This is a genomic window from Longimicrobium sp. (assembly GCA_036389135.1).
In the GTDB taxonomy this organism is placed as follows: domain Bacteria; phylum Gemmatimonadota; class Gemmatimonadetes; order Longimicrobiales; family Longimicrobiaceae; genus Longimicrobium.
In genome coordinates this window covers 13,248-28,479 of the sequence record DASVQP010000008.1, presented here as the reverse complement: position 1 = coordinate 28,479, position 15,232 = coordinate 13,248, and the positions used below count along the sequence as shown (strand labels likewise).

The 15,232-nt window shown below is 72.2% G+C and carries 15 protein-coding genes; 2 read left to right on the top strand and 13 right to left on the bottom strand.

Annotated elements, in window-relative coordinates; translation table 11 throughout:
• Position 1: 1 nt before the first annotated feature.
• The 4 genes from accB to VF584_02100 all read right to left on the bottom strand — a co-directional run bounded on the left by accB (position 2) and on the right by VF584_02100 (position 3,871).
• Entirely contained in the window at positions 2-505 is a 504-nt protein-coding gene (gene accB / locus VF584_02115; GenBank protein ID HEX8208955.1) for an acetyl-CoA carboxylase biotin carboxyl carrier protein, read from the bottom strand.
• On the bottom strand, positions 502-1,065 hold the full coding sequence (efp, locus tag VF584_02110) for an elongation factor P (GenBank protein HEX8208954.1): 564 nt from the start codon (positions 1,063-1,065) through the stop codon (positions 502-504). The genes accB and efp overlap by 4 nt, the downstream gene beginning before the upstream one ends.
• A 104-nt stretch (positions 1,066-1,169) precedes the next feature.
• Entirely contained in the window at positions 1,170-1,616 is a 447-nt protein-coding gene (aroQ, locus tag VF584_02105; GenBank protein ID HEX8208953.1) for a type II 3-dehydroquinate dehydratase, read from the bottom strand.
• Entirely contained in the window at positions 1,613-3,871 is a 2,259-nt protein-coding gene (locus VF584_02100; protein ID HEX8208952.1) for a tetratricopeptide repeat protein, read from the bottom strand. The genes aroQ and VF584_02100 overlap by 4 nt, the downstream gene beginning before the upstream one ends.
• A gap of 254 nt (positions 3,872-4,125) precedes the next feature.
• Between VF584_02100 and VF584_02095 the strand changes: the two genes are divergently transcribed.
• Together VF584_02095 and VF584_02090 are read left to right on the top strand one after the other, a co-directional pair.
• On the top strand, positions 4,126-5,928 hold the full coding sequence (locus VF584_02095) for a SurA N-terminal domain-containing protein (GenBank protein ID HEX8208951.1): 1,803 nt from the start codon (positions 4,126-4,128) through the stop codon (positions 5,926-5,928).
• Positions 5,929-6,210: 282 nt separating this feature from the next.
• Positions 6,211-8,001: a carboxypeptidase-like regulatory domain-containing protein gene (locus VF584_02090; GenBank protein ID HEX8208950.1), complete on the top strand. Its 1,791-nt coding sequence runs from the start codon at positions 6,211-6,213 to the stop codon at positions 7,999-8,001.
• Positions 8,002-8,282: 281 nt separating this feature from the next.
• Here VF584_02090 and VF584_02085 read toward each other — a convergent pair whose 3' ends face one another.
• From VF584_02085 to VF584_02045, 9 genes are all read right to left on the bottom strand, one after another.
• The gene (locus tag VF584_02085) at positions 8,283-8,663 is read right to left on the bottom strand and encodes a hypothetical protein (GenBank protein HEX8208949.1); all 381 of its coding nucleotides are present in this window, start codon (positions 8,661-8,663) and stop codon (positions 8,283-8,285) included.
• Positions 8,660-8,983, bottom strand: a complete 324-nt coding sequence (locus VF584_02080) for a hypothetical protein (GenBank protein HEX8208948.1) — start codon at positions 8,981-8,983, stop codon at positions 8,660-8,662. Before VF584_02080 ends, VF584_02085 begins: the two co-directional genes overlap by 4 nt.
• Positions 8,980-10,509 carry a glycerol kinase GlpK gene (gene glpK / locus VF584_02075; GenBank protein HEX8208947.1) on the bottom strand — a complete coding sequence of 510 codons (1,530 nt, stop codon included), beginning with the start codon at positions 10,507-10,509 and terminating at the stop codon, positions 8,980-8,982. Before glpK ends, VF584_02080 begins: the two co-directional genes overlap by 4 nt.
• Positions 10,473-10,853, bottom strand: coding sequence for a CPCC family cysteine-rich protein (locus VF584_02070; protein HEX8208946.1), 381 nt, complete (start codon positions 10,851-10,853; stop codon positions 10,473-10,475). The genes glpK and VF584_02070 overlap by 37 nt, the downstream gene beginning before the upstream one ends.
• A 36-nt stretch (positions 10,854-10,889) precedes the next feature.
• Positions 10,890-11,489 carry a Maf family protein gene (locus tag VF584_02065; GenBank protein HEX8208945.1) on the bottom strand — a complete coding sequence of 200 codons (600 nt, stop codon included), beginning with the start codon at positions 11,487-11,489 and terminating at the stop codon, positions 10,890-10,892.
• Between the two features lie 5 nt (positions 11,490-11,494).
• Positions 11,495-11,932 (bottom strand): D-aminoacyl-tRNA deacylase, encoded by a 438-nt coding sequence (gene dtd, locus VF584_02060; protein HEX8208944.1) that lies wholly within the window; start codon positions 11,930-11,932, stop codon positions 11,495-11,497.
• Positions 11,933-12,074: 142 nt separating this feature from the next.
• On the bottom strand, positions 12,075-12,314 hold the full coding sequence (locus VF584_02055; protein HEX8208943.1) for a hypothetical protein: 240 nt from the start codon (positions 12,312-12,314) through the stop codon (positions 12,075-12,077).
• Positions 12,315-12,378: 64 nt separating this feature from the next.
• Positions 12,379-13,191, bottom strand: coding sequence for a methyltransferase domain-containing protein (locus VF584_02050; GenBank protein HEX8208942.1), 813 nt, complete (start codon positions 13,189-13,191; stop codon positions 12,379-12,381).
• 301 nt (positions 13,192-13,492) lie between these two features.
• The gene (locus tag VF584_02045; GenBank protein HEX8208941.1) at positions 13,493-15,220 is read right to left on the bottom strand and encodes a M28 family peptidase; all 1,728 of its coding nucleotides are present in this window, start codon (positions 15,218-15,220) and stop codon (positions 13,493-13,495) included.
• Positions 15,221-15,232 lie beyond the last annotated feature (12 nt).

Here is a 15,232-nt window from a genome sequence, read left to right as displayed (position 1 = left end):
GTCAGGCCGCCGGCTCGATGCGGAAGAGGACCTGCCCGTACTCCACGGGCTCGCCGTTCTCCACCAGGATCTCGCGCACGATGCCGGCGACGTCGGACTCCAGCTCGTTCATCAGCTTCATCGCCTCCAGGATGCACAGCGTCTGCCCCTTGGCGACGCGCGTGCCCAGCTCCACGTAGGCCGGGGCCTCGGGCGCGGGGGAGCGGTAGTACGTCCCCACCATGGGGCTCTTGACGTCCACCAGGTTCCCGGCCGCGGCGGCCGCCTGCGCCGCACCGCCTGCCGCGGGCGCCGCGGAGGCCGCCGCCGCAGGAGCCGCCGCGGGCGCGGGCGCGGGCACGGCGGCGTGCACCACCTGCGCGGGGGCCGCCGCGGCGCTCACGGGCGCGGGGGGCGGGGTCTTGTGGATGCGGATGCGGGTTCCGCCGCGGGCGATCTCCAGGGAGTCGATCCCGCTGTCGTCCACCGCGCTGATGAGGCCGCGGAGAAAGTCGAGGTCGATCATTTCGCGCGCTCGATGTACTTGTCTTCGCGCCGGTCGACGCGAATGAGGTCGCCCTCGTTGAGGAAGAGCGGCACCTGCACCACGGCGCCGGTCTCCAGCGTGGCGGGCTTGGTGCCCCCGGTGGCGGTGTCGCCGCGCACGCCCGGGTCCGTCTGCGTAACCTGCAGAGTCACAAAGAACGGCAGCTCCACGGCGATCACGTTCTCGCCGTGCACCAGCCCGTCGCACTCCATCCCTTCCTTGAGGTACTTGAGCTGGTCCTCGCCCAGCACCGCCGCCGCGATCGGGATCTGGTCGTAGGTCTGCTGGTCCATGAAGTAGTAGAACTCGCCGTCGTTGTACGAGTACTGGATCGGCCGGTGCTCGAGCCGCACCTCCTCGATGCGCTCGCCCGCGCGGAACGTCTTCTCCAGCACGTTGCCGGTGAGGACGTTCTTGAGCTTGCTGCGCACCACGGTGTTCCCCTTGCCGGGCTTGTGGTGCTGGAACCAGAGGATGCTCCACAGCACGCCATCCATGCTGATGACCATCCCGTTGCGGAAATCGGCCGTCGTTGCCACTGAAATCTCCTAAGTTTTTGTGCCGACTGAAGTTTCGGTTTGGTAGTCCTAAGTGCTAAGTGCTAAGTGCTGAACTGGAACACCCAGGACTTAGGACTTAGCACTTAGGACTTCTGTTCGTTCTCCAAAAGCTCCACCAGCGCCCGCAGCCCCAGCCGGTAGCTCTCCGCGCCGAAGCCGGAGACGATGCCGACGGCGCCGGCGGCGAGATACGAGCGGTGCCGGAAGCGCTCGCGGGCGAAGACGTTGCTAAGATGCACCTCCACGTAAGGACGCGCCACTCCCGCCAGCGCGTCGCGCAGCGCGATGCTGGTGTGCGTGTAGGCGCCCGCGTTCACCACGAACCCGCCCACGCGCCCTGCCGCCTCCTGCACGTGGTCCACCAGCGCGCCCTCGTGGTTGGATTGAAAGAACTCCACTCCCACGCCCAGCTCGGAGGCCAGCGACGCCACTCCGGCGTTCACGTCGTCCAGCGTCGCGCTCCCGTACAGCGCGGGCTCGCGCGTGCCCAGGAGGTTGAGGTTGGGGCCGTGGACGACCCCGATCCTCAACGCTTGAGGCTCTGCAGCCACGCCTGGAAGCTCTCCAAGTCCTCGTCGTCGTCCGCCGCCGCGTCGGCGGCCGGTGCCGCCGGGGCCGCGGGCTGCGGTGCGGGGGCCGGCGGCGGCGCGGGCGCGGGGGCCGGCTCCGAGAAGAAGTCCTCGAACGAGAACCCACCCACCGGCTCCGCGGGTGCCGGGGCCGGCGCGGCCTCCGCGGCCGCCGGCGGAAGGTCCAGCGCCATCTCCCACGGCATCGGCTCGTCCGCCGCGTCCCCGGCACCTTCCGTTCCCGCGGGCGCGAAATCTTCCACAGGCGGCGCGAACTGATCCGCGTCCGGCTCCGAAGCGGCCACCGGCTCGTCCAGCGCCAGCCACGGAAGCTCGTCGATCGCCCCCGCCGTGTCGTCCGGCGGGAGGATGTCCTCGGTGGGCGCGGCCGGGACCGCCCACGGCTCGTCCTCGTCGTTGGCCGAGGTGAGCTCCGACTCGACGGCCCCATCCGCCATCCAGGGCTCGTCCAGCGGCGGCTGCTCCTCGGCGGCGCCCAGCGTCACGTCATCCCACGGCTCGGCGGGGGGCGGCGCGCCCGCTTCGGGCTCGATGTCGGGCGGGTTGTACTCGAGCGGGGCGGGCGCGGCCGGCTCCACGTCCGTGGCGTACGACTCGTACGCGGGGCTGGCAGTCGCGCCCGGGCGCCAGGAGAGGATCGACCAGAGGTACGCCGCCACCGACTCGCTTCCTTCCGTCCCCTGCTCCGCATCCGTCTGGGCAGTGACGGGCTCCGCGGCAAAGGCGGGCTCCATCTCGAATGCGGCGTCCTCGATGGGGGCGGTGGGCTCCACGGTCGGCGGCATCCAGGCGTCGCGCTCGGCGTCAAAGGGCGCGGCGTAGGCGGGCGCGGCTTCCTCCGCGGGCGCCGTCTCCGCCGCGGGTCCACCGAACCCGTTCGCGAACGACTCGGCAAAGGTGTCGGCAGACGTTTCGCCGCCCTGCGCGCCGATGAAGTCGCTGGCCGGCTCGTCGTGCGCGAAGCTCATCATGGGGAGCGGCGGCGGGGTGCCGGGCTCATCGGCGAAGCTCATCCCGGGGAGCGGCGGCGGGGCGTTGCCGGTCATCGCGGCGTCCACCGCGTCCAGCCACGACGGCGCGGCTTCCTCCTCCTGGACCGAGGCGGGCGCGGGCTTGTCGGCGGCGGGGTTGCGGAGCTCCGTCTCCAGCTCGGCGAGGCGGCCGATGAGGGCGGGCTCATGGCCGCGGCGCGCCACCAGCTCGCGGTACACGTCGGCGGCGCGGTCCACGAAGCCCTGGCGGTAGTACAGCTCCGCCATCGTCTCGGTGACCATCTCCACCTCGTCCTCGCCGACGGCGTCCTCGTCGTGGAAGGAGCGCAGCTCCACCGGCTCGTCCGGCGCGTCGTTGAAGGAGTTCCACCCGGCGTCGGCGGCGGGGTGTGGCTCGGCGGGCGCGCTGCTCCAGTCGTCCGTCAGATCCACCGTGCCGAAGTCGAGCGCGTCCGGCGCCGCGGCGGCGGGGGGGGACTCGAACGGCTCGTCCAGGCTCACGTCGCCCCAGCCGGACAGGTCGGCGGCGGGCTCCTCCGCGGCGGCCGGCGGCGGGAGGCTGATGCCGCCGAAGCCCAGCTCCGGCGACGGCTCCAGCGTGGCGGGCACGTCGAAGCCCGGCGCGTCCATCAGCTCCGGCTCGTCGAACGAGCCGTCGTCGATGCGCGTCTCGCCGTACGCCGGCGCGGGCTCGCCGAACGACGAATCCACCGCCTCGGGCGAGGCGACTCCGCCGTGCTCGAACGGGTCCCATCCACCCGATGGATCGGGAGCGGCGGCCGCGGCGGGGGCGGAGTCGAGTGAATCGAGCGCCTGCCGCGCCTCCGCGCTCATCGGATCGACCGCCAGCAGCTCGCCGTACCAGCGGCGCGCCTCGGCCTGGTCCCCCCCGGAAGCGGCCATCTCGCCCAGCGTGCGCAGGGCGATCAGGTTCTGCGGGTCGATGGAAAGGACGTAGCCGAACTCGTTGCGCGCCTCCTCCGTGGCCCCACGGTCCGCCAGGCAGCGCCCCAGCAGGACGTGCGCGCTCAGGTAGCCCGGGTGCCGCTTGAGGTTCTCGCGCAGCAGCTCCTCCGCCCTCGCCAGATCGCCCGCTTCGCGGTACGCGGAAGCGAGCGGCATGAAGAAGCGCGACGGGTTGCCGTCGTGGCTGCTCCTCAGCTGCTCGATCCGGGCGGCAAGCTCGGGCGAGATGTCGGGCATGGCGGCTCGTGCCTGGGAGGGGTGGTGCGGGCAGGTTTTAGGAACAGGGAACGCAACTTAAGCCTCGCGGCACCATGGGTCAACGGCAACCTCGCGCGGGCGTGCGGGGTACGCGGGGGCACGGGTTGCGGCGAACGGCCGGGGTAAGTATCTTTGCGGCCTTCACTTTCGCCCATCAGGCGGTCCGCAGCACGCTCGCAAACCACATGCATCCGCCGCGATCTCGCGGCGCACTTCCGGAGTTTGACGCCCACATGATGGAGTTCATCCGCAGCAAGGCCGGAAAGTTCATCATCTTTCCCACCGTCGTCTTCTTTCTCCTCTTCATGGTCTGGGGGATCATCGCCGAGACCGGCCAGACCGCGCCCAACGAGCTGGGGAGCGTGAACGGGGAGCCGATCACGGTGCAGGCGTACCAGAACGCGCTGGAGACGCTCACCCGGCAGGCGCAGGAGGGCGGCGCCACGCGCATGACGCCGGAGGAGCAGCGCCAGATCCGCGAGCGCGCCTGGGACGAGCTGGTGACCGATGCCCTGCTGCGCCAGGAGATGGAGCGCCGCGGAATCAACGTGACGGACGGCGAGATCGTGCTGGCCGCCCGCTCGTTCCCGCACCCGCAGATCTCGCAGCAGGAGATCTTCCAGACGAACGGGCAGTTCGACATCCGCAAGTACCAGTCGTTCCTGGCCAGCCCGCAGGCGAGCGACGAGCTGCTGGCGCAGATCGAGGGCTACTACCGCGCCATGCTGCCGCGCATGAAGCTCCAGCGGCAGCTCGCCGCGGGAGCGCGGGTTACGGAGGCGGAGCTTTGGCGCGCCTTCCAGGACCAGAACGAGCGCGCCACCGTCGAGTACGTGTCGCTCGACCTGGCGAAGCTGGCGCCCGGCCAGGTGAACGTGACCGACGCCGAGGTGCGCGACTTCTTCCGCGACAACCCGGACCGCTTCGAGCGTCCGCGCACGGCGCGGCTGACGGTGGCGTACATCGCCAAGACGCTGACCGACGCGGACAAGCAGGCGGCGGTGCAGAACGCGCTGCGCATCCGCCAGGAGCTGGTGGGCGGCGGCGACTTCGCGGCGGTGGCGGCGCGAGAGAGCCAGGACCCCGGCAGCGCCCAGAAGGGCGGCGACCTGGGGACCTTTGGGCGCGGGCAGATGGTGGGCGCGTTCGACTCGGCCGCCTTCTCCCTCCCGGTGGGCGAGATCTCGCAGCCGGTGGAGACCCAGTTCGGGCTGCACCTGATCCAGGTGCAGGAGCGCACGGGCGACCAGGTGAAGGCGCGCCACATCCTCCTCCCCATCGGCAAGTCCGAGGCGGAGCTGGCCAAGCTGGACGTGCGGGCGGACTCGCTGCGCACCCTGGCGGAGCGCTCCGGGATGAACCTCGCGGCGCGCGCCGTGGGCGCCACTGTGCGCCGCGGCGTCACGGTGACCGAGTCGCTCCCGGTGATCCCCGGCGTGGGCCCGGCGCAGGACGCGCTGGACTGGGCCGCCAACCCCGGCGAGAGCGACGGCAAGCCGGTGATGAGCGACGTCTTCGAGAACGACAACGCGCTGTACGTGCTCCAGCTGGAGAGCTACGCCCCCAAGGGCCGCATGACGCTGGCCGAGGCGACTCCGCAGATCCGCCGCGACCTGATCGTGCGGAAGAAGCGCGCGCAGGCCCGCGTGGCCGGCGAGAAGATGGTGGCCGAGGTGCGCGCCGGGCGCTCGCTGGCGCAGGTGGCGGCGGGGCGCGGGCTGACGGTGGGCGTGGCCGGGCCCTTTGCCCGCGTGGAGCCGAACCCCATCCTGGGGCAGGCCAACGCGGCGATCGGCGCGGCGTTCGGCACCCCGGTGGGCCAGGTGAGCAGCGTGGTGGAGACGCCGACCGGGCTCTTCATCATCCGCCCCACCCAGCGCGTGCCCGCCGACCGCAAGGCGTGGGAGGCGCAGAAGGAGCAGCAGCGCGCCAGCGTGAGCTACCAGATGCAGCAGGGCACCATCGAGCGCTGGCTGCAGAGCGCCCGCCGCAACGCCGAGATCGTGGACAACCGGGAGACGCTCGGCGTTTCCTGATTTTTCCCGGAACAGCGTGAAACCGCCCCGTCCTCCGGCATGGAGGGCGGGGCGTTCTTTCGAAAAAGCCTCACACAGAGACGCAGAGGGGAAAGGCAAGGCACAGAGAACCTCCTCTTCTATCCTTGTAGTTTCCTTCCGTGGCTCTGTGTGAGGCCATCCGTTCTCGCGTTTCGGCTTCTTACAAACGCTTGGCGCGAATCCGTCAGATATCCTCCCTCCCGTGCGTTTCCTTTCGGGTCCGTGCACCCCCCTCCCACATACCTGCAGCAGGAGCCTTCCATGCTACGTACGATGGCGCTTGTCCTCGCCTGTTCCGCGATCCCGGCGGCGCTGGCGTCCCAGACGGTAGCGGGGACGCTGGTGGCGGCGGACCGGGGGGCGCCGCTCGCCGGGGCCACCGTTTCGCTGCTCGACGAAGGGGGGCGGGCGGTGGCGGCCGCGTCGAGCCGGGCGAACGGGGGCTTCACGCTGACCGCGCCCGCCGCGGGACGGTACCGGGTGCGCGCGGAACGAGTCGGCCACGCTTCCACGCTCTCCGCGCCGATCTCGCTGGCGGCGGGGGAAACGTTCACGCTGCGGCTGGAAGCAGGGGGCCGGGGGGTGCAGCTCGAGGGAATCAAGGTGGTCGCGGGCGACCGCGGCTGCGTGGTGAACCCGCGCGCCGGGGCGCGAACCGCCGCCGTTTGGGAGGAGGCCCGCAAGGTACTCTCCGCCACCCGCCTGTCGGAAACGAGCGCGGGCACCCTCTACACCGTCCGCCGCTTCCGCCGCGAGCTGGACGCCTCCACTTCGATGACGCGCGCCGCGCAGGAGGACACCACGCGCGGCATGAGCCTCGACCCCTTCCGCAGCCTCCCGCCGGAGGAGCTGGCGCGCGAGGGGTACGTGCGGCGCGAGGGGCGGGAGAACGTGTTCTTTGCGCCCGACGCGCAGGTCCTCCTCTCCGACGAGTTCCTGAACGGCCACTGCTTCCGCGTGGTGCCGGGGAGCGGCGAGGCGGCGGGGATGATCGGGCTGGCGTTCGAGCCGGTGCGCGGGAGGCGCCTCCCCGACGTGCAGGGCACCCTGTGGCTGGACCCGGCCAGCGCCGAGCTGCGCTTCATGGAGTTCACCTACACGCGCCTCGACGAGATCTCCGTTGACGACAGCTGGGGCGGCACCGTGGAGTTCGACCAGACGGACGCGGGGACGTGGATCGTCAACCGGTGGAAGCTGCGGCTCCCCGTGGTGGGACGGATGGTGAATCCCAGGGGGCGGAGCGTGGCGGATGCGCCGGTGGGGGTCGTCTCGATCTCGGAGGTGGGGGCGGAGGTCCTGGGGGTCGGAGCGACGACCGCGACCGGGGTGGTGGCGGGCACGGTCTTCGACAGCACCCGCGCCGCGCCGCTCGCCGGCGCCGTGGTGAGGCTGGCCGGCACGGGTCACTCCGCGACGACCGACGCGTCCGGAGCGTTCCGCATCAGCGAGGTGCCGGTGGGGCGCTACGAGGTGGAGTTCACGCACCCGCGCGCGGACTCGCTGCAGTGGAAGCCCGACGCCGCACAGGTGGCGGTGGCGGGCTATGAGAGCGCCGTGCACCTGTCGCTTCCGCGGCGCGCGGCGCCCGCCGTGGTCGCCGCCCGCGACTCTCTGCGCGTGGTGCAGCTGGAAGGCGTGACGGCTACGGCGGCGGCGCAGGCGCGCATCCTCTCGCGGCTCGGCTTCTACGAGCGCAAGGAGCGCGGCATCGGAACGTACCTGACGGGCGACGAGTTCCGCGACAAGGGCCGCGGGCGGATCACGGACCACATCACCGGCACGCGGCGGATCTTTGCCACCCCGGCCGGCCCCGACGGGATCATATTCATCCAGAACAGGGGCGGGGGCAGGTGCTGGGTGCCGGTGTTCCTGGACGCGCGGCAGGTGCCGGCGCGGGAGCTGAACCGGTTGCGGCGCGAGGACATCGTGGCCGTGGAGATCTACGAGGGCACCGACGTCCCCGGCGAGTTCAACATCGCCATGCACTACAACAGCGCGGGGCGGCGGCGCGCGTGCGGGGCCATCGTGGTGTGGACGACGCTGGCGCGGTAGACGGCCGGGGGTAGGTCCGGCGGTTGAAACCGCTGCAACAACCGCGGGAAGCCTGCCTTCGCAGGCTCCAGGGGGCGGGATGGGTCCGGGACGGTAGGGACGGTCCGGCGGCTGGTCGCCGGGGGATGAATCCCCCGGCTGGAACTACGGGAAGGCGGCTGAAGCCGGCTCGTGCGGAACGCGGTTCCGCGCGGGCGCCGCCGTCTTCCATTCCCCATTCCCCATTCCCCATTCCCCATTCCCCATTCCCCATTCCCCATTCCCCATTCCCCCGCAGTTCCCTACCCCACCGTCCCGCGCGCGACCTCCGCCTGCACGGACCAGCGGCAGCTCGCGCACTGCACCATGTGCGGCTGCCGCATGCGGCCGAGCTCGGAGTAGTCCTGGGCGGTGCCGCACTTGGGGCAGGGGCCGTGGAGCGAAAGCAGGGTGCGGTGCTCGCGCAGGCGGCCAAACGCGCGAAAGGCGCCCAGGCCCAGCACCAGCAGCACCCACGGGATGTGCGGCGGGATGAAGAAGACGGCGGGCGCCAGCAGCCACCACGCCAGCTCCTTCAGCGCGGCCGTGCGGCGCCAGCGGGGGGTGCGCTCCAGGACGCGGGCGCGCGCCTCCGTCGTCTGGCCGGAGAAGCTGAGGCGCGCGGGGACCTCCGGTACGGTCATCGAGCCTGGGCCACCAGCACGGTCGCGGTGCCCACACCGATGGCGTCCCAGGCGAGGTCGTAGAGGGAGGCGGTGCCGCTTTCGGGGGAGCGGCGGTCGCGCAGCTCCTTGGCGATGCCCAGGCCCATCCCCGCCGCCGCGCCGGCGGTGAGGCTGGGGGTGCGCCCCAGGCCGGCCGCCCGCGCGCCGCTGGACGCCAGGCTGGTGAAGACAAAGGAAACGGCGAAGTGCTTCAGCTTGTCTTCCGCGAAGAAGCGGTCCGCGGGGGTCTCCGGGCCCGTGCCGAGGGAAAGGCACAGGCAGAGCATCAGGTGATTCACGATTCCTCCTCCGTTGCGGCCCACGCGCGCGCCGCGCCCACCGCCCGGCGCCATCCGCGCTGCCATTCCCCACGCGCGGCGTCGTCCGCGGCGGGGGTGAATACCGTTTCCTCGGGGCGCGCCGCATCCAGCTCCTCCGGCGTGCGCCACACGCCCGTCGCCAACCCCGCGAGCCCCGCCGCGCCGCGCGCCGTCATCTCCACCATCGCGGGGCGGCGCACGGGCACGCCCAGCACGTCCGCCTGGTACTGCATCAGCCAGTCGTTCGATGTGGCGCCGCCGTCCACCCGCAGCTCGGAGAGGGTGACGCCGGCGTCGGCCTGCATCGCCTCCACCACGTCGGCGGTGGAGTAGGCCATCGCCTCGAGGGCGGCGCGCGCCAGGTGCGCCCGCGTGCTCCCGCGCGTGAGGCCAAAGAGCGTCCCCCGCGCCCGTGGCTCCCAGTGCGGCGCGCCCAGCCCCGTGAACGCCGGGACGAAGTACACCCCGTCGTTGCTCTCCAGCGAGCGGGCCATCGCGTCCGTCTCCTCGGCCTGCTCCACGATGCCGAGGCCGTCGCGGAGCCACTGCACGGCGGCGCCCGCGATGAAGATGGAGCCCTCCAGCGCGAAGGCGCGCTCGCCGCGCGGTCCGCAGGCGGCGGTGGTCAGCATCCCGTGCTTCGACGCCACGCGCTCGGCGCCGGTGTTCACCAGGAGGAAGGCGCCCGTGCCGTAGGTGTTCTTCCCCTCCCCCGCCGTCCAGCAGCCGTGCCCAAAGAGCGCCGCCTGCTGGTCTCCCGCGATCCCCGCGATGGGGACCTCGCCGCCGAACGCGTCGCCGCGAGTGGTGCCGTAGACTTCGCTGGAGGCGCGCACCTGCGGGAGCACGGCCGCCGGGACGCCGAACAGGTCGAGCATCGCCGGGTCCCACGCGCCGTCGTCGAGCGAGTAGAGGAGGGTGCGCGAGGCGTTGGTCGGGTCGGTCAGGTGCAGGGCGCCGCCCGTGAGCTTCCACACCAGCCAGCTGTCGATGGTCCCCGCGGCCAGCTCCCCCGCCTCGGCGCGGCGGCGCGCGCCGGGGACGTTGTCCAGGAGCCACGAGAGCTTCGTGCCGCTGAAGTACGGGTCGATCACCAGCCCCGTGCGCGCGCGTACGTCCTCCTCGCGGCCGGCATCCTTGAGGGCGCGGCAAACGTCGGCGGTGCGGCCGTCCTGCCAGACGAGTGCGCGATGGAGAGGGCGGCCGGTGGCGCGGTCCCACAGCACGATCGTCTCGCGCTGGTTGGTGATGCCGATCCCGGCGAGCCCCTCCAGCGCGATATCCGCATCCGCGACGGCGGTGGCGGCGACGCGGCGCGTCGTCTCCCAGATCTCCTCCGCATCGTGCTCCACCCATCCCGGCCGCGGAAAGTGCTGGCCGAACTCGCTGTATCCACGCCCCCTCACCCGCCCCTCCACGTCGATCACCAGACAGGTGACGCCGGTCGTCCCTTCATCGATCGCCAGGATCATGTTGATGCGCGGGTGGAGGATGGGGTGCGCCAATAGTACGGCTGGTCGTGCGCCGGAACGATGTCGCACGTCGGGTCGACGGGCCGCCAGAGCGGATCGCGTGGCTCGTCCGCGGCCGGCGGGCGGACGAAGGCGGCCACGCGCGGCTCGCATGCTCCGAGTTCCGCGAAGTTGCGTTGCGCATCCGCCAGGGTGACCGCGTTGGCGCCGCGGGTCGTGGGTTCGCGGAGTTGCGCGGCGTCATCTTCCCAGAAGCAGACCGGGCAGATCTCGTGCGACCCCGGCGCGACGCCGAACACGAGATGTCCGCAGCAGGGGCAGGGGAACCGCTCCGGGCCGGCCCCGCCGCGCAGGCAGGCGGGCGAGCTCAGCGCCACGCGCACGGCTCCGCGAGAGAAGGTGCCTCCATCGCCCTACCCGCGCCGCAGCTCGCCGAATGCGTAGCGCCAGCCGAAGCGCTCGAACAGCTTCAACATGTGCACCACGGGAAGCCCCATGACGGCGAAGTAGTCGCCCTCGATCCCCTCCACCAGCGCGCTGCCGAAGCCCTGGATTCCGTACGCGCCGGCCTTGTCCATCGGCTCGCCGGTGGCGACGTACTCCTCGCAGGTGCGGCGGTCGAGCGCGCGGAAGCGGACGCGGACGCGCTCCAGCCCGCTCTCCACGCGCCCCCCCTGCACCACCGCGATCCCGGTGCACACCTCGTGCTCCCGCCCCGCGAGCCGCGTCAGCATCTCCACCGCCTGCGCCTTGTCGCGCGGTTTGCCGAGCACGTCGCCATCGACCACCACGATGGTGTCCGAGCCGACCACCAGCGCGTCCGGGTTCCCGGCCGCGACGTGCAGGGCCTTGTCGCGGGCCAGGCGCTCGGCGTGCTCGGGGGGAGTCTCGCCGTCGCGGTAGCGCTCGTCTAGGTCGGCGGGGATGGTGTCGAAGACGAGCCCCAGCCGCCCGATCAGCTCGGCGCGGCGCGGGGACTGGGAGGCGAGGACGATGCGGGGTGAGTCGGACATCGGGATCAGCGTTCCAGGACCAGGGTTACGGGGCCGTCGTTGACCAGCTCCACCTCCATCATCGCGCCGAACTCGCCCGTCTGCACCGGTCGGCCGGTGGCGCGCAGCAGCTCGAGGAAGCGCTCGTACAGCGGGATGGCGGTTTCGGGGCGCGCGGCATCCACGAACGATGGGCGCCTTCCCTTGCGCGCGTCGCCGTACAGCGTGAACTGCGACACCACGAGCAGCGCGCCGCCCGCCTCCTCCAGCGAGCGGTTCATCTTCCCTTCGTCATCGGGGAAGATGCGCAGCCCGACCACCTTGTCCGCCATCCACGCGAGCGCCTCCTCGCCGTCGCCCTCCGTGAAGCCGACGAGGAGGAGCAATCCGCGGCCGATTTCGCCGGTGGTGCGCCCCTCGACGGTGACGCGGGCGCGCGACACGCGCTGGAGGACGATTCGCATGCGGGGAAGTTACTGCGGGCGAGGGGCCGGGGCGAGTGAACTCGCGGCAACGACAGCACAAAGTCCCCCTGCGGGGACTCGGCTTCCGCCTCGGGGCGAGTGGCCTGGGTCCGCGAGGGGGACGTTTGCGGCGGCTGCGGGTTCAGCGGGCGCGGGCGGCGTCCTTGCCCTGCTCGCTCAGCACGTCGGCGAGGGCCATGAGGGCGCCCGTACCCGCCGCCAGGATGATGGCCGTGCCCAGCCCGCTGCGGCGGCGCACCGGATAGGGGAGGCGCGGGGCGCCGTGCTCGTTGTGCATCGCCTTGCGGGTGCGGCTCCTCACCACCTTCGACGCCGCCGTGCCGACCACCATCCACAGAAGCTTTCGCGAGAGACTGGCCACTGTTCCATCCTCCTCTTCGGGTTCCGTTCGCGATCGGGCGCGGCGCGTTGCAGGAGCCGGGCCATCAACGCTTTACGCCCACCACCTCCACCATCGGCGGCGACGCGAAGAAGGCCCCGGGGACGCTTTCCCACTCCTTCCACCTCGCATCGAACTCCGCCAGCTCGCCCGCGCTCAGCAGACCCGCCTCTACCAGCGTGGGGAGGAAGTTGTCGAAGAAGGTGCGCGGCCACTGCCAGAACGCCGTCCCCGGCCGCCCGATGCGGCGGATGGGGCGGATGTGCGTGACCCGCAGCCCGCACCGCTCCATCATCGCGGGGAGCGCGGCGCCCACGCTGGGATCGCCGCCGCGCTCGCGCCACGCCCGCACCACCGCGGGGAAGATCCGCGCGAAGGCGGGGTCTTCGGGGGCGATCTGGACGGCTTCGTACTGCGAGTAGTCCTGCACCACGAAGGCGCCGCCGGGCCGCAGCGCACGCGCCACCGCCCGCACCGCCGCCTCCGGATCGGCGACGAAGCAGAGCACCCAGCGCGCGTACGCCCCGTGGAACTGATCGGGGGGGAGCGGCGCCGCGGTGAGGTCGCCCTCCTCGGCGGTGACGTTGGGGATGCCGCGCGCGGCGATCTCCCCCTGCAGGTGGCGGATGAAGCGCGCGGAAAGGTCGATCCCGTGCACGTGCCCCGTCGGCCCCACGAGGCGCGCCAGGTCGAACGACGCGTATCCGGGCCCGCACCCCACGTCCAGGATCCGCTGCCCGGGCCCAAAGCCGGCCGCCTCCCACCCCTCCGCCGCGTACCCGCTCCACACCGCGTGCTGAAACCCGAGCCGCGTCAGCTCGCCGTCGCCGGTGCCCAGGACGTACTCGCGTTCTTGCAAGGCCCTCACCCCCGTCTCGTTACACTCGACTGCCCCCTCTCCCGATAACAGGAGAGGGCTCCGCCCTCCTGTCATCGAGAGAGGGGCTTGGGTTTGCTTCGGCGGGTTTTATGCCGCGCGGAGGGCCCCCCCCGGCCCCCTCCCCCGGCTGCGGGGGCTCAGGGCGGGCGAGGGGGGGAACTCCGCGCGCGCCGCAGGCACCGCACCCGGCCGCACTCGAGACCGCTTCAGCGGTCTTCCCGTGGTTCCAGCCGGGGGCTTCAGCCCCCGGCGATTCATCATCCCCCGGCGGTGCCCGCGGCTACTGCTGGCAGCGGCCGTACGGATCGGGCTTGGGCTTGTCGACCACGGGGCGCGCGTCGCGGTTGGCGACCGCTTCGGCGACGGAGCCGATGAAGCGGCTCACGCGGACGAGCTTGTCGAAGTCGATGTACTGCGGCTCGTCGGTCACCATGTGGTAGTCCGCGTGGCCGCCGGTGGTGAAAAAGGTCACCGGGATGCCCCAGCGGGCGTAGCTGTAGTGGTCGCTCCGGCAGTAGATGTTCGCCTCGTGCTTGTCGGCGTCCATCGAGTAGTCGAAGGTGAAGCCGTGGCTGCCGGTGCGGTTCACCTCCTCCACCAGGTCGCCGAGCTGCGTCGAGAGCCGGCGCGAGCCCACGAGCTGCAGGTAGCCCTGCCCGCCGCCGCGCTCCACGTCGTCCGCGCGGCCACGGCCGATCATGTCGATGTTCAGCTGCGCCACGATGGAGTCGCGCGGCACCGTGGCGTGCTCGGTGAAGTACTGCGAGCCGAACAGGCCCTTCTCCTCCGCCGTGTGCCAGACGAAGAGGACGGAGCGGCGCGGCGGGCGGGCCGCCATCTGCTGCGCGATCTCCAGCACGGCCGCGCTTCCGGAGGCGTCGTCGTCCGCGCCGTTGAAGATGCTGTCGCGGCGCGCCGGGCGCACACGCCGCAGCGAGTCGATCCCCGCGCGCAGCTGCGCGGCCTCCGCCGCCGACAGCACACGCTCCGGGTCCTCGGCGCCGCCGCGGCGGAAGAGGCGGTCGTGGACGCGCACCGAGTCGTGGTCCTCCGCGTGCTCGGCGATCCCCACGTGGTCGTTGTGCGCGCCGACGGCCACGTACTGCCCGCGCAGCCGGGCGTCGCTGCCGGGGAGGATCGCCACCACGTTGCGCGCCGGGAAGGCCGTGCGCTGCTCCAGCGGACGGAAGCCGCCGGTCACGGTGCGCCCGCCCGCCGCGGCGGCGCCGGGTTGCAGCGAAGTGAGGGGCGCGCCGAGGAGCCGCTCCGCCGCGACGGAGGTCACCAGCATCACCGGCGGACCGCTCTGGCGCCGCGGCCCGGCGGCGAGCACCAGCTGCTCGTCGCGCAGGAAGGTGATGAAGTCCGGCGGCGACGCGTCCATCGTGGCGATGGCGATGCCGGTGGCGCCTGCGTAGCGCGTCATCGGTCCCTGCATCCAGATGCGGAAGTCGGGGCGGCCGTTGGGCGACATCGGAGCCGAGAAAACGACGAAGCGCCCGCGCGCCTGCTCGGGTGTCATCGCGGCCGGGTCGCCCCAGCGCCCGCCGTACACCACGGGCGCGGCCTGCGCGGCGAGGGTGGTGCCCACGTCGAAGAAGCCCTCCACCTGTGGCAGTGGCGCGAAGTCTTCCCACAGCTTCAGCGGGTTGCCTCCCCGCGGCGTGAACGACGACTGCGGGTCCACCGTGCGGCGCACCATCGGCACGGTCTGGAAAAAGGTGCCGTTCTCCCCCGCCGGCCGCAGCCCGATCCGCCGCGCCTCGGCGGCGATGTAGTCGGTCCCCATCACGTTGCCGCGCGTGCCGGCGTCACGCCCCATCATCGAGTCGTCGGCCAGGACGTAGACGCGCGTCATGGCGTCGTCGCGCGTGATGGCGGCGGCGGTGGGGCGCGGCGCGTGCCGGGCCGGCCCCTCGCCGGGCGCGGCGCGCGGGGCCTGCGCAAGCACCGGCGCGGCGGCCAGCGCCAGGGCGGCGCCCGCTGCCATTCCGAATCTGCTCTTCACTCGATTGCTCCT